This is a genomic window from Janthinobacterium violaceinigrum, from assembly GCF_009208555.1.
In the GTDB taxonomy this organism is placed as follows: Bacteria; Pseudomonadota; Gammaproteobacteria; order Burkholderiales; family Burkholderiaceae_D; genus Janthinobacterium; species Janthinobacterium violaceinigrum.
Map to the genome: position 1 here is coordinate 16,419 of NZ_WFLI01000045.1, position 26,090 is coordinate 42,508.

At 60.8% G+C, this 26,090-nt stretch carries 21 protein-coding genes and 1 tRNA gene; 8 read left to right on the plus strand and 14 right to left on the minus strand.

The window, feature by feature from the left end; all coding sequences use genetic code 11:
- Window positions 1-90 precede the first annotated feature (90 nt).
- The 5 genes from GCN75_RS25520 to GCN75_RS25540 all read left to right on the plus strand — a co-directional run bounded on the left by GCN75_RS25520 (window position 91) and on the right by GCN75_RS25540 (window position 5,021).
- Window positions 91-711, plus strand: a complete 621-nt coding sequence (locus tag GCN75_RS25520) for a YqhA family protein (RefSeq protein WP_152258977.1) — start codon at window positions 91-93, stop codon at window positions 709-711.
- 106 nt (window positions 712-817) lie between these two features.
- Window positions 818-2,359 (plus strand): fumarate hydratase, encoded by a 1,542-nt coding sequence (locus GCN75_RS25525; RefSeq protein ID WP_034784516.1) that lies wholly within the window; start codon window positions 818-820, stop codon window positions 2,357-2,359.
- Window positions 2,360-2,426: 67 nt separating this feature from the next.
- Complete coding sequence (gene murI, locus GCN75_RS25530; RefSeq protein WP_152284875.1) at window positions 2,427-3,272, plus strand: glutamate racemase; 846 nt, start codon at window positions 2,427-2,429, stop codon at window positions 3,270-3,272.
- Window positions 3,273-3,405: 133 nt separating this feature from the next.
- Window positions 3,406-3,481, plus strand: a tRNA-His gene (locus GCN75_RS25535).
- A 181-nt stretch (window positions 3,482-3,662) separates the two neighbouring features.
- Window positions 3,663-5,021 carry a family 43 glycosylhydrolase gene (locus GCN75_RS25540; RefSeq protein ID WP_152284876.1) on the plus strand — a complete coding sequence of 453 codons (1,359 nt, stop codon included), beginning with the start codon at window positions 3,663-3,665 and terminating at the stop codon, window positions 5,019-5,021.
- 9 nt (window positions 5,022-5,030) lie between these two features.
- Here GCN75_RS25540 and GCN75_RS29360 read toward each other — a convergent pair whose 3' ends face one another.
- A complete protein-coding gene (locus tag GCN75_RS29360; protein WP_193317653.1) occupies window positions 5,031-5,477 on the minus strand; it encodes a response regulator in 447 nt (148 codons plus the stop codon).
- Window positions 5,478-5,764: 287 nt separating this feature from the next.
- On the opposite strand from GCN75_RS29360, the gene GCN75_RS25550 reads away from it, so the two are divergent.
- From GCN75_RS25550 to GCN75_RS25560, 3 genes are all read left to right on the plus strand, one after another.
- Complete coding sequence (locus tag GCN75_RS25550) at window positions 5,765-7,876, plus strand: TonB-dependent receptor family protein (protein ID WP_152284878.1); 2,112 nt, start codon at window positions 5,765-5,767, stop codon at window positions 7,874-7,876.
- Window positions 7,877-8,203: 327 nt separating this feature from the next.
- Window positions 8,204-8,863 (plus strand): FxDxF family PEP-CTERM protein, encoded by a 660-nt coding sequence (locus GCN75_RS25555; protein WP_152284879.1) that lies wholly within the window; start codon window positions 8,204-8,206, stop codon window positions 8,861-8,863.
- A 260-nt stretch (window positions 8,864-9,123) separates the two neighbouring features.
- Window positions 9,124-9,573: a hypothetical protein gene (locus GCN75_RS25560; RefSeq protein WP_101484088.1), complete on the plus strand. Its 450-nt coding sequence runs from the start codon at window positions 9,124-9,126 to the stop codon at window positions 9,571-9,573.
- Between the two features lie 426 nt (window positions 9,574-9,999).
- Here the strand turns inward: GCN75_RS25560 and GCN75_RS25565 are convergent, their stop codons facing one another.
- The 13 genes from GCN75_RS25565 to rluB form a co-directional block, all read right to left on the minus strand.
- The gene (locus GCN75_RS25565; RefSeq protein WP_152258985.1) at window positions 10,000-10,383 is read right to left on the minus strand and encodes a hypothetical protein; all 384 of its coding nucleotides are present in this window, start codon (window positions 10,381-10,383) and stop codon (window positions 10,000-10,002) included.
- Between the two features lie 162 nt (window positions 10,384-10,545).
- On the minus strand, window positions 10,546-11,118 hold the full coding sequence (locus GCN75_RS25570) for a hypothetical protein (protein ID WP_152284880.1): 573 nt from the start codon (window positions 11,116-11,118) through the stop codon (window positions 10,546-10,548).
- Window positions 11,119-11,285: 167 nt separating this feature from the next.
- Complete coding sequence (locus tag GCN75_RS25575) at window positions 11,286-11,612, minus strand: energy transducer TonB (RefSeq protein ID WP_152258987.1); 327 nt, start codon at window positions 11,610-11,612, stop codon at window positions 11,286-11,288.
- Between the two features lie 139 nt (window positions 11,613-11,751).
- A complete protein-coding gene (locus GCN75_RS25580) occupies window positions 11,752-13,518 on the minus strand; it encodes a methyl-accepting chemotaxis protein (protein ID WP_226941565.1) in 1,767 nt (588 codons plus the stop codon).
- A gap of 520 nt (window positions 13,519-14,038) precedes the next feature.
- Window positions 14,039-14,500, minus strand: a complete 462-nt coding sequence (locus GCN75_RS25585) for a hypothetical protein (RefSeq protein ID WP_152284881.1) — start codon at window positions 14,498-14,500, stop codon at window positions 14,039-14,041.
- The gene (gene dusA, locus GCN75_RS25590) at window positions 14,500-15,450 is read right to left on the minus strand and encodes a tRNA dihydrouridine(20/20a) synthase DusA (protein WP_449768871.1); all 951 of its coding nucleotides are present in this window, start codon (window positions 15,448-15,450) and stop codon (window positions 14,500-14,502) included. Before dusA ends, GCN75_RS25585 begins: the two co-directional genes overlap by 1 nt.
- Before the next feature lie 163 nt (window positions 15,451-15,613).
- A complete protein-coding gene (gene typA / locus GCN75_RS25595; protein WP_076569139.1) occupies window positions 15,614-17,446 on the minus strand; it encodes a translational GTPase TypA in 1,833 nt (610 codons plus the stop codon).
- 207 nt (window positions 17,447-17,653) lie between these two features.
- Window positions 17,654-18,589: a tRNA pseudouridine(55) synthase TruB gene (truB, locus tag GCN75_RS25600; protein ID WP_152284883.1), complete on the minus strand. Its 936-nt coding sequence runs from the start codon at window positions 18,587-18,589 to the stop codon at window positions 17,654-17,656.
- A 2-nt stretch (window positions 18,590-18,591) separates the two neighbouring features.
- Window positions 18,592-19,008, minus strand: a complete 417-nt coding sequence (gene rbfA, locus GCN75_RS25605; protein WP_099665290.1) for a 30S ribosome-binding factor RbfA — start codon at window positions 19,006-19,008, stop codon at window positions 18,592-18,594.
- Between the two features lie 111 nt (window positions 19,009-19,119).
- Window positions 19,120-21,978 (minus strand): translation initiation factor IF-2, encoded by a 2,859-nt coding sequence (gene infB / locus GCN75_RS25610; protein ID WP_152284884.1) that lies wholly within the window; start codon window positions 21,976-21,978, stop codon window positions 19,120-19,122.
- 46 nt (window positions 21,979-22,024) lie between these two features.
- Window positions 22,025-23,590, minus strand: a complete 1,566-nt coding sequence (nusA, locus tag GCN75_RS25615; protein ID WP_086144982.1) for a transcription termination factor NusA — start codon at window positions 23,588-23,590, stop codon at window positions 22,025-22,027.
- Window positions 23,587-24,075 (minus strand): ribosome maturation factor RimP, encoded by a 489-nt coding sequence (gene rimP, locus GCN75_RS25620; RefSeq protein WP_035828693.1) that lies wholly within the window; start codon window positions 24,073-24,075, stop codon window positions 23,587-23,589. The genes nusA and rimP overlap by 4 nt, the downstream gene beginning before the upstream one ends.
- Before the next feature lie 343 nt (window positions 24,076-24,418).
- The coding region (gene rluB, locus GCN75_RS25625) for a 23S rRNA pseudouridine(2605) synthase RluB (protein WP_226941566.1) at window positions 24,419-26,090 on the minus strand (1,672 nt) is incomplete at its 5' end.

A 26,090-nucleotide genomic window follows, 5' to 3' on the forward strand; every position in this document is an offset into this window, starting at 1 on the left:
TCCAGAGCAAGGCCATGCGCAGTAATCGACAGCAAGTGTAAAATGTCGGGCATGCCAAAAATTGGTATTTACTCCCCCAGGAAACCCCACATGATCGACCACCTACCACCGTCTGCCAAACATACCAAGCTGCATCCATTGTCCGCCTTCATCTTCATGTCGCGCTGGCTGCAGTTGCCGCTGTACCTGGGCCTGATCCTCGCACAATGCGTGTATGTCTTCCATTTCTGGGTGGAATTGTCCGACCTGATCGGCGCCGTGTTCGGCAATGATGCAGCCCTGCAGCACGTCATCAGCGCGGTGACCGTGCCTGGCGTACCGCCTCCCGTGAAGCTGAACGAAGCGACCATCATGCTGGTGGTATTAGGCCTGATCGACGTGGTGATGATTTCGAACCTGCTGATCATGGTCATTATTGGCGGCTACGAAACCTTCGTGTCGCGCATGCACCTCGATGACCACCCAGACCAGCCGGAGTGGTTGTCGCATGTAAATGCTTCCGTGTTGAAAACGAAACTGGCGATGGCCATCATCGGCATCTCGTCCATCCACCTGCTGAAGACCTTCATCAACGCCACCGCGTACGCGAAGGAACCGAATGTGGTCATCGCGCAAACGGTGATCCACATGGTCTTCATCCTGTCCGCCATGGCGATCGCGTACACGGACCGCATCATGACCGTAACTCAGAACCAGGCACGACCGCATTAAACACTAAGCCCATGGCTGCCAGCGGCGGCCGTGGGCTTTTGTCATTCCAATGCAGTAACCAGTATTAGTAAAGAGTCTTACCCTTCTTATCTACCGCGAGAACACCATGACTGTCATAAAGCAAGAAGACCTGATCGAATCCGTCGCCGCAGCGTTGCAGTACATTAGCTACTACCACCCTGCTGATTACATCGAACACCTGGCGCGCGCCTATGCGGCCGAGCAAAGCCCGGCGGCAAAAGATGCGATCGCGCAAATCCTGACCAACTCGCGCATGTGCGCGGAAGGCAAGCGTCCGATTTGCCAGGACACGGGTATCGTCAACGTCTTCCTGAAAATCGGCATGGGTGTGCGCTTCGAAGGCTTCAGCGGCACCGTTACCGACGCCGTCAACGAAGGCGTGCGCCGCGCGTACAACTTCGACGACAACAAGCTGCGCGCCTCCATCGTGGCCGACCCGCATTTCGACCGCAAGAACACCAAGGACAACACGCCAGCCGTCGTGCACATGGAACTGGTCGAAGGCAATACCGTCGACGTGAAAGTGGCGGCCAAGGGGGGCGGCTCGGAAAACAAATCGAAGATGATCATGATGAACCCGTCCGATTCGCTGGTGGACTGGGTCATGAAGACCGTGCCGACCATGGGCGCCGGCTGGTGCCCGCCTGGCATGCTGGGCATCGGCATCGGCGGCACGGCCGAGAAAGCCATGCTGATGGCAAAAGAGGTGTTGATGGAAGACATCGACATGTTTGAGCTGAAACAACGCGGCCCGCAAAACAAGCTGGAAGAATTGCGTATCGAGCTGTGCGACAAGATCAACTCGCTGGGCATCGGCGCGCAAGGCCTGGGCGGCTTGACGACCGTGCTCGACGTGAAAATCATGATGCACCCGACGCACGCCGCGTCGAAGCCTGTCGCCATGATCCCGAACTGCGCCGCCACGCGCCACGGCCACTTCGTGCTCGACGGCTCGGGCCCTGCCTACATGGAACCGCCATCGCTGTCGTCGTGGCCGGAAGTGCACTGGACGCCGGACACGGAAAAATCCAAGCGCGTGGACCTGAACACCCTGACGAAGGAAGAAGTCGCTTCGTGGACGCCGGGCCAGACCTTGCTGCTGAACGGCAAGATGCTGACGGGCCGCGATGCCGCACACAAGCGCATCCAGGACATGCTGGCCAAGGGCGAAGAGTTGCCGGTCGACTTCAAGAACCGCGTGATCTACTACGTCGGCCCCGTCGATCCCGTGCGCGACGAAGCCGTGGGCCCGGCCGGTCCGACGACCGCCACGCGCATGGACAAGTTCACCGACATGATGCTGGAAAAAACGGGCTTGATCGCCATGATCGGCAAGGCCGAACGGGGCCCCGTCGCCATCGAATCGATCCAGAAGCACCAGTCGGCCTACCTGATGGCCGTGGGCGGCGCCGCCTATCTGGTGTCGAAAGCCATCAAGCACGCCAAGGTGCTGGGCTTTGCCGACATGGGCATGGAAGCGATCTACGAATTCGACGTAGTCGACATGCCAGTCACCGTGGCCGTGGATGCCAAAGGCACCTCGGTACACAACACGGGTCCGAAAGAGTGGCAGGCGAAGATCGAGCAACTCAATAGCGTCAGCAAGATTCCCGTGACGGTTGCTTAAACAGGCTCTACCATAGACGCCGCGCGGCAACATCAGCGCGGCGTTTTTTTATCTTCCCCGGTTCCCTATGATTTCTATTGCAAGCACTGCCCGCCCAGACGCCCCCATCGGCATTTTTGACTCCGGCGTGGGCGGCCTGTCGGTGCTGCGCCATATCCGCGCGCAGCTGCCGCAGGAAGACCTGATTTACTTTGCCGATTCCGGCTATGCCCCGTATGGCGACAAGACGGAACAGCAAGTGGTCGACCGTTCGCTGGCGATCACCGCCTTTTTATTGCAGCAAGGCGCGAAGGCGCTGGTCGTGGCCTGCAACACGGCCACCATCGCCGCCATCAAGGCACTGCGCGCGCGCTACCCCGACCTGCCCATCGTCGGTGTCGAACCAGGCTTGAAACCGGCGGCAAGCATCAGCCGCAACGGCAAGATCGCCGTGCTGGCCACGGAACGCGCCTTGCGCGGCGACAAACTGCTGGCCCTGCGCGAACAGGTGAGCGCCGCCACGGGCGCCACGTTCATCTTGCAGCCCTGCATCGGCCTGGCCGACCGCATCGAGCAGTGCGAGCTGGGCACCGATCCGCAGGACGCCACCAGCGCCATGCTGGAACGCTACATCGCCCCCATGCTGGAACAAGGCGTCGACACCCTGGTGCTGGGCTGCACGCACTACCTGTTCGTACAGGACGCCATCGAACGCACGGTGCGCGCCCACACGCAGGAAACAATCACCCTGGTGGACACGGGCGACGCCGTGGCGCGCCAGCTGGCCCGCCTGCTGGACGCGGCAGGCTTGCGCCGCCTCGACAACGACGCGCCGCGCCTGCAGGGCTACACGACGGCCAAGGTCGAGGCGCTGGAGAAAGCCTTCGCCGGTTTGCTGGACTTGCAGCCACCCGTCGAGCACCTGTCCGTGTGAGTGAAATGGGCCGTTTTCATGCAATCTTTCGATTCTTTAAAAAAGACTGCATTTAGATTTGCCACTTTGCCGAGTTCTTTGTATAATTCGGCACCTGTTCAGCAAAACAGCTAAACAGGTAAGTAAGACAGTGGTGGCTGTAGCTCAGTTGGTAGAGTCCAGGATTGTGATTCCTGTTGTCGTGGGTTCGAGCCCCATCAGCCACCCCACAGAATAATGAAGAGCCCGGTTTTCGAACCGGGCTTTTTCTATTCCGGCACCACTTTTCTTCATTCTCCGATACCGGCCCCGGTATCGCTTCCTGCAAAAAATTCATTAGTGCAAATTCGACCATCGCCCTACTCTGGGGTGCGGCCTGGACCGCCCCATAAAAACAGTACGGAGACAACGATGAAGCAATTCCTGGCAGCACTCTGCCTGATGTTCTGCGCCCATGCGCAGGCGATCACCCTGACGGGCGTGCCCAATGCGCACGACCCCGGTACCCTGACAAAAGACGGCGACACGTATTTCAATTTCACCACGGGCGACGGCATCTGGTATTCCACCTCGACGGACATGCTGAAATGGTCGGCCGGCCCCGCGCCCGTGTTCAGCACGCCGCCAGCCTGGATCGCCAACAAGATCCCAAACTTCAGCGGCTCGTACTGGGCGCCCGACGTGATCCACATGAACGGCTACTATTATCTGTATTACTCGGTGTCCACCTTCGGCACGTCCGTATCGGCCATCGGCGTGGCCCGCTCGGCGTCGCTGAAGAACCCGAACTGGACGGACCTGGGCATCGTCGTGCAATCGTATGGGGGCGGAGGGGAAATCAATGCCATCGACCCCGCCCTGTTCCGCGACCATGACGGCAAGGTCTACATGTCGTACGGCTCGTTTTTTGGTGGCATCGGCGTGACGGAGATCAATCAGGCGACAGGCAAGACGAGCGGCAACGTCACCACCATCCTCGGTGGCGGCGGCAAGGATATCGAAGCGCCCTACATCACGCACGACGGCGAGTATTACTATCTGTTCGTCAACCGCGGCAAATGCTGCCAGGGTGCCGCCAGCACATACTATGTGGAAGTGCAGCGCGCCAGCAGCGTGACGGGACCGTACAGCGGCACGCGCACGCTGCTGCCCAACCTCGATGGCAAGTACAAGGGACCGGGCCATATCGGCGTGCTCAAGCAGGATGGCTGCAACTACACCTCCATCCACTATTACGACGTGAACGACAATGGCGCGGCCAAGCTCGATATTCTGAAGATGACGTATGGCGATGGCTGGCCCGCCCTGACGCGCAATTTTACCGTCGCCAGCTGCGGCGGCATCTCGGACGGCCCCACGGTATTGCGCTCGCGCCTGAGCGGCAAGGCGCTGGCCGTGGCAGGCGCCGGCATGGCCAATGGCGCGCTGGTGCAGCAGCAAACGTACACGGGGGCAAAGCACCAGCAATGGTATGTGGTGGGACACGGCGACGGGTATTACAGCCTGATCAATGCGAACAGCCTGCTGGGCCTGGACGACTACAACAACTCGACCACGGCCGGCACCAACATCGCCCAATGGAGCTACTGGGGCGGACTGGGCCAGCAATGGCGCTTCGCCAGCCCCGCGTCCGGCTACCAGACGATCAGCAACCGCTACAGCAACCTGACCCTGGACGTCCTGAACCTGAGCACGGCCGAGAATGCGCAGATCATCCAGTGGAACTTGACCAATGCGAACAACCAGCAGTGGTCGCTGAGCCGGCCGTAGAACAGGAACCTAGCCCGCCAGCACCGACTTCACCGTCGTTGCCAGGTCGTCCAGGCGCACGGGCTTGACGAGGAAGTGGCGGAAGCCCACAGCCAGCGCATCGTCCATGTACATGGGCAGGCTGTGGCCCGTGACGGCGATCAGCACGGCGTTGGCCGTCTCGGGATTGTGGTGCAGGCGGCGGCCGATCTCGATGCCGCTGATGCCGGGCATTTCGATGTCGAGGTAGACGGCGTCGGGCACGCACAGCTTGACTTGCTCGACGGCCATCTGCCAGTTGCGCACCACCACCGCGTGGTGGCCCAGCGCTTCGAGCAGCATGGCCAGCGATTCGCCCACTTCCTGGTTGTCGTCGACCACCAGCAGATTGAGTTTGCGCGCAGCACTTGCCGGCTGGTCGCCCTGGCGGCGTTCCACGGGGAAACTGCCTGGTGTCGTTTCAGTTATCTGGCTCATTGTACGTTCACGTCTGACGGCTGCAAAAGCGGGAGTATACAAGAAGCGCGCGCAATGCCGCCGCACCCGAGCAATGGTGCCAAGCGGCAATCCATATCCCCTGCTGTACCGTGCCAGCAACACTTCCCGCCTTTCTCCGGGCAAAGCCCGCCTTACGCAGTTTGCGCAATTGACGGATAAAATGAGAATCATTATCATTCTTATCCCCTTGCGCCGGATGTCCTCGCCACGATGTTGTCGCGCCGCCCGATTGCCCGCGCAACCATCGTCATTACGGAGATTCATGCATGGCCGCCACACTTTCCCCACTGCCCTTTTCGCTGCGCCCGTGCGCGCTGGCCATCGCCCTCGCCTGCCTGGGTGCATCCCTTGCCGCGCAGGCACAGAACGCCAATACAGCCGATGATGCCGGCCCCATCCTGGAATCCATCCAGGTCAGCAGCAACCTGCTGGGCACCAGCATGGCCGCCAGCACGAAGAATTTCGCGGGCGCCCGCACGGTGGTGCAGAAGGACGACATAGAGAACTCGGGCGCGTCCAGCCTCAGCGACGTGATGCGCCGCATTCCCGGCGTGCAGATCAGCGACAACTCGGGCAGCGCCGGCAGCGCCATCTCGCTCAATATCGGCGTGCGGGGCCTGGCCGGGCGCTATTCGCCGCGCAGCACGGTGTTGCTGGACGGCATCCCGATGTCGGTGGCGCCCTATGGCCAGCCGCAATTGTCGTTCGCGCCCGTCAGCCTGGCCAATGTCGAGACGGTCGACGTGGTGCGCGGCGGCGGTGCCGTGCGCTTCGGCCCGCAAAACGTGGGCGGCATCATCAACTTCAAGACGCGCCGCGTGCCCACCACGCCAGGCATCACGGGCGACGCCACCGTGCGCTACAACTCGTACAGCGAAGTGGGCCACAATACGCAGGCCAGCGTCTTTGCCGGTACCCAGCTCGACAGCGGCCTGGGCCTGGCCGTGCTGTACTCGGGCATCCGCGGCAGCGACTGGCGCGTGGGCAGCGACGAGAAGGTCAACGACTTCGCCCTCAAGTTCCGCTACGACCTGAGCCCTACGGCCGAGGTGTACGGCAAGCTGTCATATTACGACGTGACGTCGCGCACGCCGGGCGGCTTGACGGCCGCGCAATACAAGCAGGACCCGTTCCAGAACACGCGCCCTACCGACTTCTGGAGCGGCGAGCGCAAGGCCTTCGACATCGGCTACCTGAATGCCCTGTCGGGCACGCAGGAAGTGGAAGTGCGCGCCTATTACAACAAGAGCTCGCGCGAAAGCACCCTGATCAGCGCCAATCTGAAAGGCCTGGGCCACCAGCCGCGCAACTATGAAACGACGGCCATCGAGCCCCGCTACACGCAGCGTTTCATCACAGGCAAGGTCTCGCAGGACGTCACCGTCGGCTACCGCTACCTGGTCGAACGGGCCGATGAAAGCATCTACAACGTCGTCATCGCCAGCGGCGTACAGCAGGCGCCGACGCGCTTTGCCGACAATTCCACCGATGCCCAGGCCGTGTATATCGATGACAAGATCGCCATCGGCGCCTGGCGCATCACGCCGGGCGTGCGCTACGAACACATCAAGACGGTGCGCTTCAACCACTTGCCGGCCGACCAGAAGATCGAGTTGCTCAACAACAAGGCCCTGCCTTCGCTGAACGTGGCCTACTTGCTCAACAACAACGTCACCCTGTTCAGCAACTACAACAGCTCGTTTGGCGCCGTGCAAAATACGCAGCTCAATGCGCAGTCGAGCAAGAACCCGCTGCAGCCGGAACTGGCGAAAACCGCCGAGCTGGGCGCGCGCTGGAAGAGCGGCCAGCTGTCGGCCGAAGCGACCTTGTTCAACATCAAGTTCGACAACCAGATCCAGTCCGTCGGCAGCGGCGAGAACGTCGTCTTCTACAACGTGGGCGCCACGCATCACCGGGGCCTGGAAACGGCCGTCGACTACCACTTCAGCCAGTTCGGCCCACTGGCCGGCTTGAACGCCTACGCCACCTACACCTACACCAAGGCCACCTTGCAGGATGGCGTAAACGCGGGCAATGACGTGCCCTTCTATTCGCGCACCACGGATACCGTCGGCGCCCATTACCAGCTGGGCGCCTGGGGCTTCGACCTGTCGAGCAGCCACCAGAGCCGCCAGTTCGCCGACGAAGCCAACACCATGGCGGAAAACGCGGCAGGCAACCTGGGCGTGATTCCCGGCTTCCGCACGTGGAACACGCAAGTGAAATGGGCCGTGCCTGGCCAGAAGGGCCTGGAACTGGTCGCCGGCGTCAACAACCTCGCCGACAAGCGTTACTTCACGCGTACGTCGGACGGCAACCTGGGCAAGCTGGTGGGCGCGCCGCGCATGGTTTACCTGCAAGGCCGCCTGGCGTTCTAGTCCCGCACACGTCCCGGCTATGGCAGCAATAGCCGGCGCGCACGCCAGAAGCACGCAAAAAAACCTGCATCGTTGTTGTTTCGATGCAGGTTTTTTTACGCCCTGATGTCACAAAAATACTCCAGGGCAAGCAGCCTCAGGGCCGCGTTCACCTTGCGGCAGCACTGCAATTGATTCACCATGGAAATTAATGCAATTATGAACACAAATGATTTCACAATTACAAAATTTTTTATCGTGCCGCAGTTTTTTTCGTGAGTTTTAGTGATATTCTTTAAATGTCATTTAGGAAATGAAATTAACTTTTAAATAATAGAACGGACCCACATGAAAATGCCTGCTACCCTCTTCAAGATCGCCGCGCTGGCCTCCCTGATCACCGCCGGCGGCGCCAACGCCGCGACCGAACTGGTCGTCAACGGCAGCTTCGAAAGCAATGCCATCACTACCCCGTTCGCGCAACTGAGCGCCGTGACGGGCTGGACGTCGTCCGTCAGCGGCAATACGGCCTTTGAAATCCAGAAGGGTGCCACGCAAGGCGGCCTGAGCGGCTTCAACCCGGTCGCTGCCGCCGGCACGCAATACCTGGAACTCAACGCCGAGCGCCTGACGTCCGTTTCGCAATCGCTCGCCACCACGGCCGGCGGCACGTATGCGCTGTCGTTTGCCTACTCGGGCCGCCCGGGTACGCCAGGCGGCGCGAGCAGCCTGATGAATGTCTACTGGGGTTCGACCCTGCTGACGCCAACGGCCCTGGTCGGCACCACCACGGGCGTGTGGCAAACCTACAGCCAGAACGTGACCGCGCTCGGTTCGTCCACCTTGCTGCGCTTCGAATCGATCGGCCCGGCCTCCGCGCCGACCTACGGTTCCTACCTGGATAACGTCTCGGTGACGACGGCCGTGCCGGAACCGGAAAGCTACGCCATGATGCTGCTGGGCCTGGGCTTGCTGGGTTTCATGGCACGCCGCAAGACCGCCGCCTGAGTCCGGACAGTCGTCGCGCAACAGCCGCCCCGCCACCTGGCCGGGCGGCTTTTTTCATGGGCAGACGACGGTATTATTTCCCGGGAAATGTTGCCAAGAGGAATTAAATTGGCGCTACAATAGCGGGGTATCAAGCAATGCCAAGCATCGCTCCGCCAGGGCCACTACCCCGCCCTGATCATCAGCACGCATTTTTTGAACAGGATGACTGGCGCTGCCGGGCCCGTTTGCGCTCCCGGTACGGCCACCAAACACGCACCATGTCTGCAGAAAAAACCATTACCGAAACCAGCTCCTACGGCAAGGATACGCCCGTGGGACGTCCCGACATCGATGGCCGCGCCGGCATTTTCGTGCCCACGGCGGAATTTGACATCGATAACACCACCACCATCCGCAAGGGCGCGGGCATTGTCGGCTTCGGCAACCTCGATGGCACCCTGACCGTGTATTTCGAAGCGAACCGTTTCGACGAAAGCAATCTGCACAAGTGGGAACACAAGGCGCGCAAGGCATATGACCGCATGGTCATGGGCGCGCCCACCGTGTCGAAGGCAAAGATCGATGCGCGCATGCTGGAACAGGTCGGCATCATCGACGGCATGGGCATCAATCTCAAGCATCCGGAACGCCTGACGCACTGGCTGGCGATCTCGAACGTGCCGGACACGGCGCCGGAAGAGCCCGTGGTGCGCTGGAAAAACCGCTAAGCAGCCGGAGAGCGAGGCGGGGCGTCGGGGACGAGGTGTTGTCCTACATCGTGGCGGACATTCATCCGATGCCCGATGGCATTAATTCATCCTATGATGAAAGCCTGACCACACCCCACACCACTCAGGAGTACGACATGTCCCGCCTCATCCCGATCAGCTTTGGCGCCTTGCAAATAGGTCTGGCAGCGGCGGCGATGTACATCCTGTGCTCGGCGGACGTGCTGCACCAGAGTTCCGTGTATTTCCACTGAACTCCTCTGACGTCACACTATCTGACCAAATGGTAACGGGCGGCAGCAAGCCGCAGGAGGAAGCGCGGCTGTACCTGGTACAGGGCCGCCGAGGATGGAACCGCCAAGGCAGCGCCTAGAGCGCTGCCCGCGCATCGCGACGCGTAGCGTAGTAATGGTGGTGCGATGCAGCCTAGCGGCGGCCGTAATAGCGTCCGTGCCCGCCCCAGCCGCCACGGTGACCGCCATAGCGCCCAAAACCAAACACGAAGTCCAGCCCGATCGAGACGGGCGGATTGTAATAATACGGCTGCGGCGCGTAGACGGGCGCCGGCACATACACGGGCTGCTGCACGTACACCGGCTGCTGCTGCACGTAGACGGGCTCATTCGTGTATTCCACGCGCGGCTCGCTCACCACGCGCGACGACTGCACCGGCTCGGACGACACCGTATGCCAGTCATAGGGATTGTAGGCTCCCTGTGGCGCGCGCGAACCGTAATAGGCGGGCCCGGGCGGGGCCACGGCGCAGCCACCCAGGGCGGCGAGCGAAATTACTGCCAACAGGGTTTTCATCGCAATTCTCCTCTTGTACCAAACTCTTGTACTACCTCTAATTAAGTACTATAAGAAATTACGCCGTGCTTTGCTGCGCTTTTACCGATTGTTACACCCCGAAGCACGCCGCAACATGAAATGTGGCAAAGCAGCCACACGCGGCCCACGCGGCATGTTTCCTCAGATAAATGGAATCGCACACGTATCGATGGCCTTGCCGGCCGCATCGTAGCGCTGCACGCACACCTGGTAGCGCACGCCGTAATCGAGCTCGACCTGCTCGACCTTGCCATACTTCAATTTCCAGCTGGGCTGCAGCTGTTGCCGGCCAGCCAGCGCGGCCACGTCCTGCGGAATCGCCATCGCCGTCTGCGTCTCGCCCTGGCGCGCATCCTGGCGCCGCGCCACGTCGATGGACACGTTCACGGCCAGATCGACGCCGCCCTCCACAAAGCTCAGCGTGGGCGCGCTGCGCTGCGCCCGCATCACGCCCCAGGCGCAAGGCTTGCCGCCCGCCTCGCATTGCTTCAATTGCGCCAGTGGGAAATATTCAGGGGCAATCTTGCCATCCTTGATAGGCCAGCTCGTGCGTACGCCGTCGCGCTTGCCCGTCAGGGGATTGTCCCAGCTCAGGCTATTGACGACGGCCACGGTCTGCCCCGCCTGCAAGCCCGCAGGGGTGCCCAGCGATGCGCAGGCGGAAAGCAGCAAGCCGGTGGCGGCCAGGGAGGAAAGTGTCAGGATGCGCTGCATGGTAGGCCTCTTGTGGTGGGAGAACCCGAAGGTATGATTTGAGGGTAACAGAATCGGGGGTGACAGCGCCGTTGGCTGGCGCACATAACAATACGGGCGGCACCCTCGCAGGCGCCGCCCGTAGCGGATACGACCATGCCGGGAGTCCCGCTCCCCGCATGCGTGGATCAGTCCAGTTTCCAGGCGTAATCGACCTTGGTCCAGGTTTGCGCTGCGGCGCCATCCTTGGTGCCCGGCTTGAACTTGCATGCGGACAGGGCCTTGATGGCGGCCTTGTCCAGGTTCTTGAAGCCGCTGCTCTTCTCGACTTTCGAATCGGCAACGCTACCGTCGGCATTGACGAGGAAGGACATCGATACGGTGCCCTGCTCTTCGTTCATCAGCGAGGCTTTCGGATACTCGGCCTTGCAGTTCTTGGAATCAAACGACGCCGGCACCTCGGCCGCGAAGGCCGTGGACGAGACGGACACCAGCAAGGCTGCTGCAACACTCATAAAACGCTTATTCTCAAACATGTGCTTCCCCATGATTATCAGATACGGTAATTACAATTTCTTGCCTGCTACGCAGGACGGTGCTGCCGGGATGTCAGCCTCCCGGTGGGCACCTTGCCTTCGTGATGTCGCTTGATGCTTAAAACTCTTCCCACTCGTCATTGCTGGTGCTGCTCGCCGCCGCTGCCTTGCGTGGCGCCGGAGCCGCTGCGGGAGCGGCCGCTTCAGCCTTGCGGGCCAGCGACTTCACGGGGCGCAATGCCGGCGCCGGCTTGCGCGCAGCTACCGGTGCGGCCACAGCCGCCACGGGGGCCGGCACATACGCTGCCGGCTTTTCTTCGCCTTCGACCAGTTTGAAGATGCTGACCACGTGGGCCAGTTCGGCCGCCTGGTCTTGCAGGCTTTGCGCCGCAGCGGCCGCCTGTTCCACCAGCGCCGCATTCTGCTGCGTCATGCCATCCATCTCGATGATCGACAGGTTGACCTGTTCGATACCGGCACTTTGTTCCTGGCTGGCACTGGCGATCTCGCTCATGATGTCGGTGACGCGGCGCACGCTGTCGACCACTTCGCCCATCGTCACGCCGGCCTGGCCCACCAGGCGCGTGCCGCGCTCGGTCTTCTCGGCCGAGTCGTCGATGAGGATCTTGATTTCTTTCGCGGCGCCAGCGGAGCGCTGGGCCAGGTTGCGCACTTCCGACGCCACCACGGCAAAGCCGCGGCCTTGTTCGCCGGCACGTGCCGCTTCCACGGCCGCATTCAGCGCCAGGATGTTGGTCTGGAAAGCGATGCCGTCGATGACGCCGATGATGTCGACAATTTTCTTCGCCGATTCATTGATCGAGCTCATGGTGTCAACCACTTGCGACACGACGGAGCCGCCCTTCAGGGCCACGTCCGAAGCGGTGGCCGCCAGCTTGTTGGCTTCCCGCGCATTGTCCGCATTCTGTTTCACGGTCGAGGTCAGCTCTTCCATGGCCGACGCCGTCTTTTCCAGCGCGCTGGCCTGCATTTCCGTGCGCGACGACAGGTCGATATTGCCGTCGGCGATTTCGCGCGACGCCGTGCCGATGGTTTCCGTGCCCACGCGTACCTGGCCGACGATGCCCACCAGGCTGTTGCGCATTTCCTTCATTTCCGCCAGCAGGCTGGAATTGTCCGAAGGCTGGGTGTGGATGCCGATCGACAGGTCGCCATTGGCGATGCTGCCGGCGATCGATGCCGTGTAGTCAGGCTCGCCGCCCAGCTGTTTCAGCAGGCCGCGGGTAATCACCAGTGCTGCCGCCACGCCCATCGCCACGGCCAGTACGCCGAGGATGATCATGAACAGGCGCGCACTGTCGAACGCCTTGCGGGCATCCGATTGCATCTGCTCGTTCAGCTTGTCTTCCAGGGTGGCCAGCTGCTCCAGCGCTTCCATCCATTTTTTCTGTACCGGGCGGATTTCCTTGATCATCACGCGCGTGGCGCCTTCCGCATCGTTGGCCATCCACAGGGCCGATGCCTTGGCGATGGCCGGCATGGCGGCCGCCTCGTATTCCTTGATCGAGCTCAGCAGGGCTTTTTCTTCGGAAGTCGACTCGACGGCGAATTTCTCTTCGAGCTTCTTCTGCGTTTCCTGATAGGTGCTGGTCTGCGTCTTGATACGCGCCATTTCCGGCTCCATATCGCTGGCGTCCGTCATCAGGGTCAAAATGCGCAGCGAGGTGATGCGGTCGCTGACGTTGCCACGCATGTCGATCACCAGGCGGGTGACGACATTGTTGACATTGATCACGTGATCGAGACGTTCCTGGATTTGCGCCATGCGCGCGATGCCGAGGACGGTCACGGCCACCAGCAGAACCAGTACCAGGGCGAATCCCAGGCCCAGGCGGGTACCAACCTTCATTTTTGCTAAATTCATTTCGGCTCTTCGTAAATGAAACTATTGATAAGAATTTTTGCCCGGCACGACAAGACGAAGGCTGCGTAACGCCGGTATCCGCCCTTACCCACTGGTATGCTGGCGGTCTCCGGCCGCACGCAGCCTGGGGTACTTCCTGGTCTTTCGCCAGCCCTGTTCAACCCAGTGACTGCGAATGCAAACTTGTTCCACACGCTGAAGTTTTGACACCGTTGATATGAGATCAACATCAAACATTCATATGAGAAATATTTGTCTATAATCAATTATAGGTGTAAATTTTGCCTCAAAGCAAGCAATAAGTACCCGAATAAATGGCAGATTAACTTTCTTCGGGGAAATGGCAACAATGCCGTTTCTTGCCCCTTAGAAATGCCCCAAGGCAGTGCGGCCGTGCGCCGAAACAGCGCATTTACAACACATGGCATAGCCATATGACATCATTCATTGAATGGAATTCAGGGGAAGGGGAAGTGCGGACAATACCACTGCGCCGGGGCAGCGGTATAGACAAGTTGGGTCAGCTGTCCCAGCTGCAATGCATCACATAGGCGTGGCCGCCTATGCCGAAGACAAAGACGCTCCAGATGGCGCCCAATTGTCCCGCCAGGCTGTGCTGGCCAGACGATACCAGTTGATACCAGTGCGGCTCACTGCCGAGCAGTTCGGCCAGTTCGCGCACGAAACCGTCATACAGGCGTGCGTCGAGCGGCTGGCGGTCGGCCTCGCTCATCGGACGCAAGCGCTCGAGCAGCCACTGGCGCGGCGTGCATGCGCCGCCGCTGCACACCACCTGCTCCAGCGGCAGCAGGCGCAGGCCGTCCGGCCGTATGTCCAGCGTGCGGCACACGGCATCGAGCGCTGCCTGCGGCGCCACCGGCCCCAGATACGAACACAGCAAGTCGCTGCCGTCATCCTTGAGCGCGCTGACGGCTTGCAGATAGCCGTCCAGCTGGCGCGCAAGGCCGTGGAAGTCGTCCATTACGCAGGCAGCGACAATCGCGCCGCCGCTTCCAGCAGCAGGCGCGGGTCGCCCGAAGCCAGCTTCTTCGAATCGGACAGGGTCTGGCGGAAGCCGCGCGCGCCGGGCAGGTTTTGCATCAGGCCCAGCATGTGGCGCGTGACGCTGTTCAGCTTCAGGCGCCCCGCCTCCTTCTCCAGCTGCGCACTGATATATGGAATCATCGCCTCGAGCACCTGTTCGCGCGTTTTGACGGGAGCGTCGTCGCCGTAATAGCGCTGGTCGAACTGCGCCATCACGTAGGGGTTGTGGTAGGCCTCGCGGCCCAGCATCACGCCATCGAGGTGCTGCAGATGCAGGTCGATCTCGTCGAGCGTCTTGATGCCGCCATTGATGATGAACTCGAACTGGGGAAAGTCGCGCTTCAGGCGGTAGGCATAGTCATATTTGAGGGGCGGCACTTCGCGGTTTTCCTTCGGGCTCAGGCCTTTCAGGATGGCATTGCGCGCATGCACGATAAACGTCTTGCAGCCGGCGTCAGCCACGGTGCCGACGAAATCGCGCACGAAGTCGTACGACTCGCTGTCGTCGATGCCGATACGGTGCTTCACCGTGACGTCGATATCGACCACGTCGCGCATGGCTTTCACGCAATCGGCCACCAGTTGCGGTTCGGCCATCAGGCAGGCGCCGAACGCGCCCTTTTGCACGCGCTCGGACGGGCATCCGCAGTTCAGGTTGACCTCGTCGTAGCCCCACTGCTGGCCCAGTTTCGCGCTGGTGGCCAGGTCCATCGGATCGCTGCCGCCCAGCTGCAGCGCCACCGGATGCTCTTCCTCGTTGAAACGCAAATGGCGCTCCACGTCGCCGTAGACGAGCGCGCCCGTCGTCACCATTTCCGTGTACAGCCAGGTGTGGCGCGTGATTTCGCGGTGGAACTTGCGGCAATGGCGGTCGGTCCAGTCCATCATGGGGGCGACGGACAGGCGGCGGGAAGGCAAGGAGGATGAAGTCATGGTGTCTACAAAAAACAGGGGCTGCAAATGACAAACCCGCTGCGCGCCTCACCAGTGACGGTGACGCGGCGCAGCGGGCCAGAAGCAGCATGGCCCGCAGGCCATGCTCTACAACAGATTACGAATCGCGCGACGCTTTTTTACGCTCGTGCTCTTTCAGGAAGCGCTTGCGCAGACGGATCGATTTAGGCGTGATTTCCACCAGTTCGTCGTCCTCGATGAATTCGACTGCGTATTCCAGCGACATCTGAATTGGCGGTACCAGGCGCACTGCTTCGTCGGTACCCGACGAACGCACGTTGGTCAGCTGCTTGCCCTTGATCGGGTTGACGACCAGGTCGTTGTCGCGCGAGTGGATACCGATGACCATGCCTTCGTAGACTGGGTCATTGTGCGACACGAACATGCGGCCGCGGTCTTGCAGTTTCCAGATAGCGTAGGCAACAGCAGCGCCGTCGTCTTGCGAGATCAGCACGCCGTTGCGACGGCCAGCCATTTCGCCACGGGTGTTGTCGACTGGTGCGTATTCGTGGAATACGTGGCTCATCAGGCCGGTGCCGCGGGTCAAGGTCATGAATTCGCCCTGGAAACCGATCAGGCCACGCGCCGGGATCAGGTACTCGAGACGCACGCGGCCCTTGCCATCCGATTCCATGTTTTGCAGGTCGCCGCGACGACGGCCCAGTTCTTCCATGACGCCGCCCTGGTTCGCTTCTTCAACGTCGACCGACAGGTTTTCAAACGGCTCGTGGCGCACGCCATCGACCATCTTGAACACCACGCGTGGACGCGATACGGCCAGCTCGAAGCCTTCGCGACGCATGTTTTCGATCAGAATCGTCAGGTGCAGCTCGCCGCGGCCCGATACTTCGAAGATCGTGTCGTCGTCGGTTGGTGCCACGCGCAGAGCAACGTTGGCTTTCAATTCTTTTTCCAGACGGTCACGCAGTTGACGCGAGGTCACGAACTTGCCTTCGCGGCCAGCCAGTGGCGAGTTGTTGACCATGAAGTTCATGGTCAGGGTCGGCTCGTCGACGGTCAGCATAGGCAGCGCTTCTGGCGTGTCCACTGCGCACAGGGTCGAACCGATGCCGATTTCGTCGATACCGTTGATCAGGCAGATGTCGCCGGCGACGGCTTCGTCCACCAGCACGCGCTCCAGGCCCTTGAAGTTCAGCACCTGGTTGATGCGGCCCTTGATCGGGGTCGCGCCTGGGCCATTGATGACCAGCACGTCCTGACCAACTTTAACGGTACCGCGGTTGACGCGGCCAATGCCGATCTTGCCCACGTACGACGAGTAGTCGAGCGAGGTGATCTGCATTTGCAGCGGACCTTCAGGATTGTCGTCGCGCACTGGAACGTGTTCCAGGATGGCGTCGAACATCGGCTTCATGTCGCCGCCGCGCACGTCTTCGGTCAGGCCGGCATAGCCGTTCAAGCCCGAAGCGTAAACGATAGGGAAGTCCAGTTGTTCGTCGGTAGCGCCCAGCTTGTCGAACAGTTCGAACGTCTGGTTGATGGCCCAGTCCGGACGTGCGCCTGGACGGTCGATCTTGTTGACGATCACGATAGGCTTCAGACCCAGTGCCAGCGCCTTGCGCGTGACGAAACGGGTTTGCGGCATCGGGCCTTCCTGTGCATCGATCAGCAGCAGAACCGAGTCCACCATCGACAGAACACGCTCCACTTCGCCGCCGAAGTCGGCGTGGCCTGGGGTGTCGACGATGTTGATGTGGGTGCCTTCGTACTCAACGGCGCAGTTCTTCGACAGAATCGTAATGCCGCGCTCCTTTTCCAGGTCGTTCGAGTCCATGACTCGGGTGTCGACCGCTTGGTTTTCACGGAAGGTGCCGGACTGACGCAGCAGCTGATCCACGAGGGTGGTTTTGCCGTGGTCAACGTGGGCGATAATGGCGATATTACGAATTGCGCGTTTTGTATTTGACATGGTCGTAGTAGTTACTGAAAAACTGCGGAGTGCGTACAAGATGTACGAGATACCCGAATGCTAATCTATTTCCGGAACCGCGTAGTATAGCATGTTGCGTTGCAACGCTATCTAAAAATGCTGGCGGCTCCCACAGTCGGGGACGGTTTGTTTAAAAAAGCGACACTGTTTGACGAGTGTCGCTGGGTAATATGACGTTGCTGTGACTTACTGATGTGCTGTCGCAATCAGACGTTCCGGCGCCAGGATGCTGTACTCCTGCAACTGGCCCGTGCCCAGCAGTTTGCTGTCGTGATACACGCGTACCCTGCCCGGCTCGGCCGGCACGGCGACGTCTTCCTTGCCCAGCGCGATGCGCTGGCCGTGCAGGAAACGCTTGGCCAATTCTTCCGTCAGCTGGACGGCGGGAAAGCTCGACAACAGGGCATCGACGGGCGCCAGCAAGCTCAACGGCGTGGCATGCGCCGTCAGCTCGTCGAGCGTGACGACGCCGTCCAGCGTCAGGTTGCCCACCTGCGTGCGGCGCAAGGCGTTCAAATGGCCGCCGCAACCGAGGGCATGGCCGATATCTTCGCCCAGCACGCGGATGTACGTACCCTTGCTGCACATCACGGACAATTTCAGGAACGGGGCTTCATAGCCGAGGAACTCGAGCTTGTGGATGGTCACCGGGCGCGCTTCGCGCTCCAGGGTGATGCCTGCCCTTGCATACTCATATAAGGGCTTGCCGTCTCTTTTCAAGGCCGAGTACATGGGCGGCGTCTGCAGGATGGGCCCGCGGAACTGCGCCAGCACGGCTCCGATCTGCTCTACGGTGACGTTGACGTCGCGCGTTTCCAGCACCTCGCCTTCCGTGTCGCCCGTATCCGTCGTCTGTCCCAGGTGTACCAGGGTTTCGTAGGTCTTGTCCGCTTCCAGCAAGTCCTGCGAGAACTTCGTTGCCTCGCCAAAGCACAGCGGCAGCAAACCCGTGGCGAACGGGTCCAGGGTGCCCGTATGGCCCGCCTTCTTCGCGTTCAGCACGCGCTTGGCCTTGATCAGCGCATCGTTGCTGGACCAGCCCACGGGCTTATCCAGCAGCAAGACGCCATCGACGAGGTCGCGCACCCGCTTGATGCCGGGAGGTTTCTTCGGACCGGCCACGCTTACTGCTCGTCCGTCTCGGGTTTCGCGTCCGGCTCGGCATCGGCCGCGCGCGTGGCGTTGGCCTTGTCGATCAGCAAGGACATTTCCATGCCGCGCGAGGTCGAGCTGTCGTGCACAAAATGCAGCATCGGCAAGGTGTGGATGTGCAGGCGCTTGCCCAGCAAGCCACGGATGAAGCCGGCCGCGGCCATCAGGCCTTCGGTCGTATTCTTGATGGCTTCCTTGCTGTCTTTCAACATCGTGAAAAACACCTTGGCGTGCGCGTAATCGGGCGTGATCTGCACTTCGGTGATGGTGATCATCGTGCCCACGCGCGGATCCTTCAATTCGTAGGCGACGATTTCTGCCAGATCGCGCTGGATCTGGTCGGCCACGCGCAAGCCGCGCGCTGGCATGGTTTTGCTATGTTTAGCCATGATTTTATGCTGTCCTAAGTGCCGCAGGGCGCATGGGTCAAACGGTTGCCCGTTGACCAATGCGCCCCACGTATTTGCGCGGACAAAGTGTCCGCGCCATTACTGCTGTGATTACAGGGTACGAGCGATTTCCTGGACTTCGAATACTTCCAGTGTGTCGCCAACCTGAATGTCGTTGTAGTTCTTCAGCGACAGGCCGCACTCCAGACCGGCGCGAACTTCTTTCGCATCGTCCTTGAAGCGTTTCAGGGAGTCGATCTCGCCGCTCCACACCACGATGTTGTTGCGCAACAGGCGGACGGAAGAAGCACGCTTGACCACGCCATCGGTGACCAGGCAACCGGCAATCGCGCCCACTTTCGAGACCAGGATAACCTGGCGGATCTCGACCTGGCCGATGACCGTTTCGCGTTTCTCTGGTGCCAACATGCCCGACAACGCCGATTTGATCTCGTCGATCGCATCGTAAATGATGTTGTAGTAGCGAATGTCCACGCCATTCGACTCGGCCAGCTTGCGTGCCTGGGCATCAGCACGGGCGTTAAAGCCGATGATGACCGCTTTCGAGGCGACTGCCAGGTTGACGTCCGATTCCGTGATGCCGCCGACTGCCGCGTGAACCACTTGTACGCGCACTTCGGAGGTCGACAGTTTCTGCAACGAACCAACCAATGCTTCTTGCGAACCTTGCACGTCGGTTTTGATGATCAATGGCAAGTTTTTCACTTCGCCTTCGGCCATCTGGTCGAACATGTTTTCCAGTTTCGCAGCTTGCTGTTTCGCCAGTTTCACGTCGCGGAACTTACCTTGACGGAACAGACCGATTTCACGCGCCTTGCGCTCGTCAGCCATGACGACGACTTCTTCACCGGCAACCGGCACCTCCGTCAAGCCCTGGATTTCGACCGGAATCGAAGGACCCGCTTCAGCGATCGACTTGCCGTTCTCGTCCAGCATGGCGCGAACGCGGCCATACGAAGAGCCAGCCAGGATCACGTCGCCGCGGCGCAAGGTACCGGACTGCACCAGGATCGTCGCGACAGGACCACGGCCCTTGTCCAGACGCGCCTCGACTACCAGGCCGCGCGCAGGCGCTTCGACCGGTGCCGTCAGTTCCAGCACTTCGGCTTGCAGCAGCACTTGTTCCAGCAGGTCGTCGATACCTTGACCCGTTTTGGCCGAGACGGGCACGAATGGCGATTCGCCACCGTATTCTTCCGGCACGACTTGTTCGGCGACCAGTTCCTGCGTCACGCGGTCCACGTTGCCACCCGGTTTGTCGACCTTGTTGATCGCCACCACCAGCGGCACGCCGGCTGCTTTCGCATGGGCAATCGCCTCTTTCGTTTGCGGCATCACGCCATCGTCGGCGGCAACCACCAGAATGACGATGTCGGTTGCCTTGGCGCCACGGGCACGCATCGCGGTAAACGCTTCGTGGCCCGGGGTGTCGAGGAAGGTGATCATGCCGCGTGGCGTATCGACGTGGTATGCGCCGATATGCTGCGTAATGCCGCCCGCTTCGCCCGATGCAACCTTGGCGCGGCGGATGTAATCGAGCAGCGAGGTCTTGCCGTGGTCGACGTGACCCATGACGGTGACCACCGGTGCGCGTGGCTTGGTTTCGAAGTGCGCGTGTTCGCCCACGTCGGCCAGCAACGCTTCCGGATCGTCCAGTTCGGCGGCGAACGCCTTGTGGCCCATTTCTTCCACCAGAATCATGGCGGTTTCCTGGTCCAGCACCTGGTTGATCGTGCACATCTGGCCCAATTTCATCAAATGCTTGATGACTTCGGATGCCTTGACGGACATTTTGTGCGCCAGTTCGGCCACGGTGATCGTTTCCGGTACGTGCACGTCCTTGACGACGGCTTCCGTAGGAGCCTGGAAGTTCGATTCACGGTCGTCATGGTGCGTCGGGCGACGGCCCTTCGCGCCACCGCGCCAGCTGTCACGGCCGCCTGGGCCGCTGTTGCCGCGTGGCTTGGGACCACCGGTGGTGCCGCGTTTTTTCGCGTCATCGGACCAGGTGGACGACACATTGGCCGACTTGATGGATTTCTTGTCTGCAACAGCAGGCTTCTTGTCGCCTGGCTTGTCGCCAGGTTTCTTGTCAGCAGGCTTGTGCAGGGTGCCTTCCGGCGCCTTCGGCTTGACCGGCACCGGTGCTGGCTCAGGGGCTTTGATGGCGCGGCGTGGCGCGTTCATCATGGCCTTGATCTGGGCGACTTCGTCGGCAACGGCCTTGCGTGCACGCTCGGTGGCTTCCGCTTTGTCAGCGGCTTCCTTGGCGGCAACAGCAGCGGCGGCGGCTTTCTTCTTCGCTTCTTCAGCAGCAGCAACTTTTTTCGCTTCGGCAGCGGCGTCGTCAACGACAGGCGCAGCGGTGCTGGCGGCAGGCGCAGCAGCAGCCTTGGCAGCCGCTTTCTTCGCTTCCGCTTCCGCTTCTTTCTTCGCAGCCAGTTCAGCCTGTTGCGTGGCTTTCGCCTGGGCTTCTTTTTCCGCGTCGAGCTTGGCCAGACGTTCTTGCTTTTCGCGCAGATCGGCTTCCTGGCGGGCGATCAGTTCAGCCTGTTTACGGGCTTCTTCTTCACGGCGCGCCACGTCGGCGGGATCGATGACCGGTGCGGCAGGCGCGGCCGGTTCAGCTGCGACCGGCGCAGCTTCGTCACGCTGGACGAAAGTGCGTTTCTTGCGCACTTCCACCTGGATGGTGCGCGATTTGCCGGTGGCGTCAGCTTGCTTGATTTCAGTCGTTTCCTTGCGGGTCACGGTGATTTTTTTCTTTTCTGTGTCAGCCGCTGCGCCGTGTGTGCGGCGCAGATGATCCAAAAGCTTGTCCTTATCATCTTTCGACAATGGATCTGACGTCGAACTTTTCTCGACGCCGGCAGAACGCAGCTGCGTCAGCAGCAAATCTGCAGGCATCTTCAGTTCGGTGGCAAATTGGGCTACGTTGTTACTCGCCATTCAGTCCTCTTTTCTATGTGTCGCGGAGATGATAAAGATACTCAAATTAAGCCTTTGCGGATTCGGCCAGACTCCATGCCTTGGCTTGCAACGCCTTGGCACGATCGTCGTATTTCGAGTCAACCAACTTCATCTCATCGTCGGTCACATCTTTAAATTCACTTGTAATCAGTTCACGCGCACGGTCCGCAGACAAGGCCAGGATTGCGCCAAATTCGTCGTATGCCAGTGCTGCAAATGCTTCAACGGTCTTGATACCAGCCAGACCCAGCTTGCCGGCGGTAATGCGGTCCATGCCTTCCAGACCGACCAACGCCTCGTCCATGCCTTCCAGACCCTCTTCCGAAGCAATCGCTTCGGTCACGAGCGCATCACGCGCACGGGTACGGAGTTCATTGACGGTATCTTCGTCAAACGATTCGATTTCCAGCATTTCGGAAATTGGCACGTAAGCGATTTCTTCCAGACTGGCGAAACCTTCTTCCACCAGAATATCGGCCACTTCCTGGTCGACATCGAGCTTTTCCATGAACAGGATGCGCACGGCAGCCGTTTCCTGGGCAGCTTTGTCAGCCGATTCTTCGGCCGTCATGATGTTGATCTTCCAGCCGGTCAGATCCGAGGCCAGGCGCACGTTCTGGCCGGAACGGCCGATCGCGATTGCCAGGTTTTCTTCGTCGACGACAACATCCATCGCGTGTTTTTCTTCATCGACCATGATCGACGACACGTTCGCCGGCGCCAGGGCGCCGATGACGAACTGCGCCGGATCTTCCGACCACAACACGATGTCGACACGTTCGCCACCGAGTTCGCCGGTCACAGCCTGCACGCGCGAACCGCGCATGCCGACGCAAGTACCGATCGGGTCGATGCGCTTGTCGGCCGTGTAGACGGCGATCTTGGCGCGCACGCCGGCATCGCGGGCTGCGGATTTGATTTCCAGCATGCCTTGCTCGATTTCCGGCACTTCCAGTTCGAACAGCTTCATGATGAATTCCGGCGCGGTGCGCGACAGAATCACTTGCGGGCCGCGCATGTTGCGGTCGATGCGCAAGATGTAGGCACGGACGCGGTCGCCGATACGCAGATTCTCTTTCGGTATCATCTGGTCGCGCGGCAAACGTGCTTCGATCTTGCCCGATTCGACGATGGCGTCGCCACGTTCCATGCGCTTGATGGTGCCGGTAACGAGCGAATCGCCGCGTTCCAGGAAGTCGACCAGGATCTGCTCACGTTCGGCGTCACGCACGCGCTGCAGGACGACCTGTTTGGTATCCTGGGCGAAACGGCGGCCGAATTCAACGGATTCGATCGGCTCTTCGATGTGGTCATCGACTTCGATATCGGGAATCTGTTCTTTAGCCTCGAAATGCAGGATCTCCTGATCCGGCAGCTGCAGACCTGCTTCATCGGGCACCACGTGCCAGCGGCGGAACGATTCGAATTCGCCCGTTTCGCGGTCGATCGAAACGCGGATGTCTACCTCACCCTCATACCGTTTCTTCGTGGCTTGCGCCAACGCGAATTCGAGGGCGCCGAAGACGACATCTTTATCGACGTTTTTTTCGCGCGCCAGCGCGTCAACCAATAATAAAACTTCGCGGCTCATGCTTTGCGTCCCTTAAAAACCACCTGCGGCACCAAGCGTGCCTTATCCACATCGGCGAGCGTAAACTCCAACATCGCCGGACCATCCTTACCTTCAAATTCCAACGACAATTTATCGCCCACGGGTTCTTGCAAGATCCCCTGGAACGATTTCCGGTTGTTCGTACCCGGCATCGCCACCATCAGCTTGACGATGATTTCCTGCCCTGCGAAACGGACGAAGTCTTCCAGCTTGCGCACCGGACGATCGAGACCCGGGGAAGAAATCTCGAGACGTTCGTAAGGAACGTTCTCTACCGTCAACACATGCGATAACTGGTGACTCACCGTGGCACAGTCTTCGACCGTGATCGGACCTTTTTCAGCGGCATCGGCGGCGCTGAAATCAATAAAGACGCGCAGCAGTCCGCGCTCGGCACGTTCGACATCAACGAGCTCATAGCCCAGACCTGTAACTGTCTTTTCAATTAATCCCAACTGCTGCAAGAAATTCTCCAGAAATAAGGCCCGTTTTCGGCATGACAGCGCCACATCGGGCGCCGGCAACATGCAAAAACACGCATTCAAGTCATATATGGCCCCTTGCGGAGCCATTACAAACGGTTCAACAAAAAAAAAATGGGCATCTGCCCATCTTCTTGTATTTCCCCAACCAGATGAAAGCACTCCCCACCAAACAACCCTGCGGAGAACTTTTATTAGGCTGCAGATTATAACCTCTTATTAACTTCGCCGCAATGCCGCACACAAGGAGCGGCCCGGCTTACAACAGTAACAAGAGCACGCGCCCGCGGCAGATTATCGGGCGCGCAAGAAGAAATCCCCTGAATTAACCTTTGCTGCGGCGGCGCGGCATGCCATCCATGCCGCCACGGGGCTGACCACCGGAGCGCGCTTGCCCACCAGCACCACCCGCATTGCGGCGCGGACCCGTGTTGGCGAAGCCGAATGCCGTTTGCAGCGGATCGGGCTGACGCGGACCGCGCTGCGGCGCACGGCCTTCGCCACCGGGACGACCCTGGCCCTGGCCAGCGGCGCGCGGAGCACGGCCTTGCGGCACGCCTTCGAACGATGCCGACGAACGGGGCTGCCCGCCCTGGAACGGACCTTGCGGCTGGCCACGGCCTGGACCACGCGCTTCGCCTGGACGGCCGGCGCCGCCTGGGCGGCCCTGGCCTTGCGGACGGGCAAACTGGCCTTGCGGCTGGCCACGGCGCGGCGCGACGGGGAACGGATCGGCGTTGCGGTTGCTCACATCGATGCGGTTGCCATTCGGCTCGTCATCGCGGCTCGCCTTGCGCGCTTCGCGGCCCTTGGCGGCGCCAGCGGCACGAGGATCGCCCGAAGGCGGCATTTTCTTTTCGATGCCGTAGGCGGCCAGCAGGTCGCGCACGGTGTTTTCATCCATCTCTTCCCAGCGGCCGCGCTTCAGGCCGCTCGGCAGGGTCATGGCGCCGTAGCGGGTACGGATCAGGCGCGAGACGGTCAGTCCGATCGCTTCGAACATGCGGCGCACTTCGCGGTTACGGCCTTCGCCGATCACCACGCGGTACCACTTGTTGATGCCTTCGCCGCCGCCATCGGCGATCTTCGAGAACTGCGCCATGCCGTCTTCCAGCTCGACGCCGGCCAGCAGTTTCTGGCGCATGCCCTCTTCCAGCTCGCCCAGGGTACGCACGGCGTACTCGCGGTCGATGCCGTAGCGCGGGTGCATCAGGCGGTTGGCCAGATCACCGGAAGTGGTAAACAGCAGCAAGCCTTCCGTGTTGAAGTCAAGGCGGCCAACGGCCAGCCACTTGCCGGCCTTCATGGTCGGCAGGCGGTCGAACACGGATGGACGGCCGTCCGGGTCGTTGTGGCTGACGATTTCGCCGGCCGGCTTGTGGTACACCAGCACGCGCGGCGGCTTCTTGCTGACGCGGCGCTGGATCAACTTGCCGTTGATGCGCACATGGTCGCTCGGCAGGATGCGCTGGCCGATGTGGGCCGGCTCGCCATTGACGGACACGCGGCCCGAAATGATCAGGTCTTCCATGTCGCGGCGCGAACCGAGACCGGCTTCGGCCAGCACCTTGTGCAGCTTCGGCGCATCGTCGTCGGACGTCAGGTCGCGGCGCACGACGGCTTTTTGCGCGCGGCCCGTACCGCCTTCTTCGCTGTCGAAAGCATCGGAGGTGACGAACGAGAACACGGCGTCGGCATCGCTGACCTTGCCTGGCGCAGCCTGGCGGCCCTTGCCCTTCTTGCGGCTCTTGCCCGCATTCTTGCCAGCGCCCGGCACGTCGTTGCGCGGACCGCGCGGCAGGCGCGGACCGGAAACGAGGTTGCCTTCAGCGTCGAACACATCGGCGACAGGCGCGGCAGCTTGCTCAGCGGCAGGCGCGGCTTCCGCTGCCTGCGGCGCTTCGGCGCGCGGCGGCTGGCGTCGTCGGGCCAGGGCGTGGTGTCGAGTTTTTCCACGCGCACCTGATCGCCGTTGCGGATGAAGCGCTCGCGCAGGG

Coding starts and splice junctions, on each gene's coding strand:
- GCN75_RS25520 (WP_152258977.1), top strand. CDS start 91: ATGATCGACCACCTACCACCGTCTGCCAAACATACCAAGCTGCATCCA.
- GCN75_RS25525 (WP_034784516.1), top strand. CDS start 818: ATGACTGTCATAAAGCAAGAAGACCTGATCGAATCCGTCGCCGCAGCG.
- murI (WP_152284875.1), top strand. CDS start 2,427: ATGATTTCTATTGCAAGCACTGCCCGCCCAGACGCCCCCATCGGCATT.
- GCN75_RS25540 (WP_152284876.1), top strand. CDS start 3,663: ATGAAGCAATTCCTGGCAGCACTCTGCCTGATGTTCTGCGCCCATGCG.
- GCN75_RS29360 (WP_193317653.1), bottom strand. CDS start 5,477: ATGAGCCAGATAACTGAAACGACACCAGGCAGTTTCCCCGTGGAACGC.
- GCN75_RS25550 (WP_152284878.1), top strand. CDS start 5,765: ATGGCCGCCACACTTTCCCCACTGCCCTTTTCGCTGCGCCCGTGCGCG.
- GCN75_RS25555 (WP_152284879.1), top strand. CDS start 8,204: ATGAAAATGCCTGCTACCCTCTTCAAGATCGCCGCGCTGGCCTCCCTG.
- GCN75_RS25560 (WP_101484088.1), top strand. CDS start 9,124: ATGTCTGCAGAAAAAACCATTACCGAAACCAGCTCCTACGGCAAGGAT.
- GCN75_RS25565 (WP_152258985.1), bottom strand. CDS start 10,383: ATGAAAACCCTGTTGGCAGTAATTTCGCTCGCCGCCCTGGGTGGCTGC.
- GCN75_RS25570 (WP_152284880.1), bottom strand. CDS start 11,118: ATGCAGCGCATCCTGACACTTTCCTCCCTGGCCGCCACCGGCTTGCTG.
- GCN75_RS25575 (WP_152258987.1), bottom strand. CDS start 11,612: ATGAGTGTTGCAGCAGCCTTGCTGGTGTCCGTCTCGTCCACGGCCTTC.
- GCN75_RS25580 (WP_226941565.1), bottom strand. CDS start 13,518: ATGAATTTAGCAAAAATGAAGGTTGGTACCCGCCTGGGCCTGGGATTC.
- GCN75_RS25585 (WP_152284881.1), bottom strand. CDS start 14,500: ATGGACGACTTCCACGGCCTTGCGCGCCAGCTGGACGGCTATCTGCAA.
- dusA (WP_449768871.1), bottom strand. CDS start 15,450: ATGATGGACTGGACCGACCGCCATTGCCGCAAGTTCCACCGCGAAATC.
- typA (WP_076569139.1), bottom strand. CDS start 17,446: ATGTCAAATACAAAACGCGCAATTCGTAATATCGCCATTATCGCCCAC.
- rbfA (WP_099665290.1), bottom strand. CDS start 19,008: ATGGCTAAACATAGCAAAACCATGCCAGCGCGCGGCTTGCGCGTGGCC.
- infB (WP_152284884.1), bottom strand. CDS start 21,978: ATGGCGAGTAACAACGTAGCCCAATTTGCCACCGAACTGAAGATGCCT.
- nusA (WP_086144982.1), bottom strand. CDS start 23,590: ATGAGCCGCGAAGTTTTATTATTGGTTGACGCGCTGGCGCGCGAAAAA.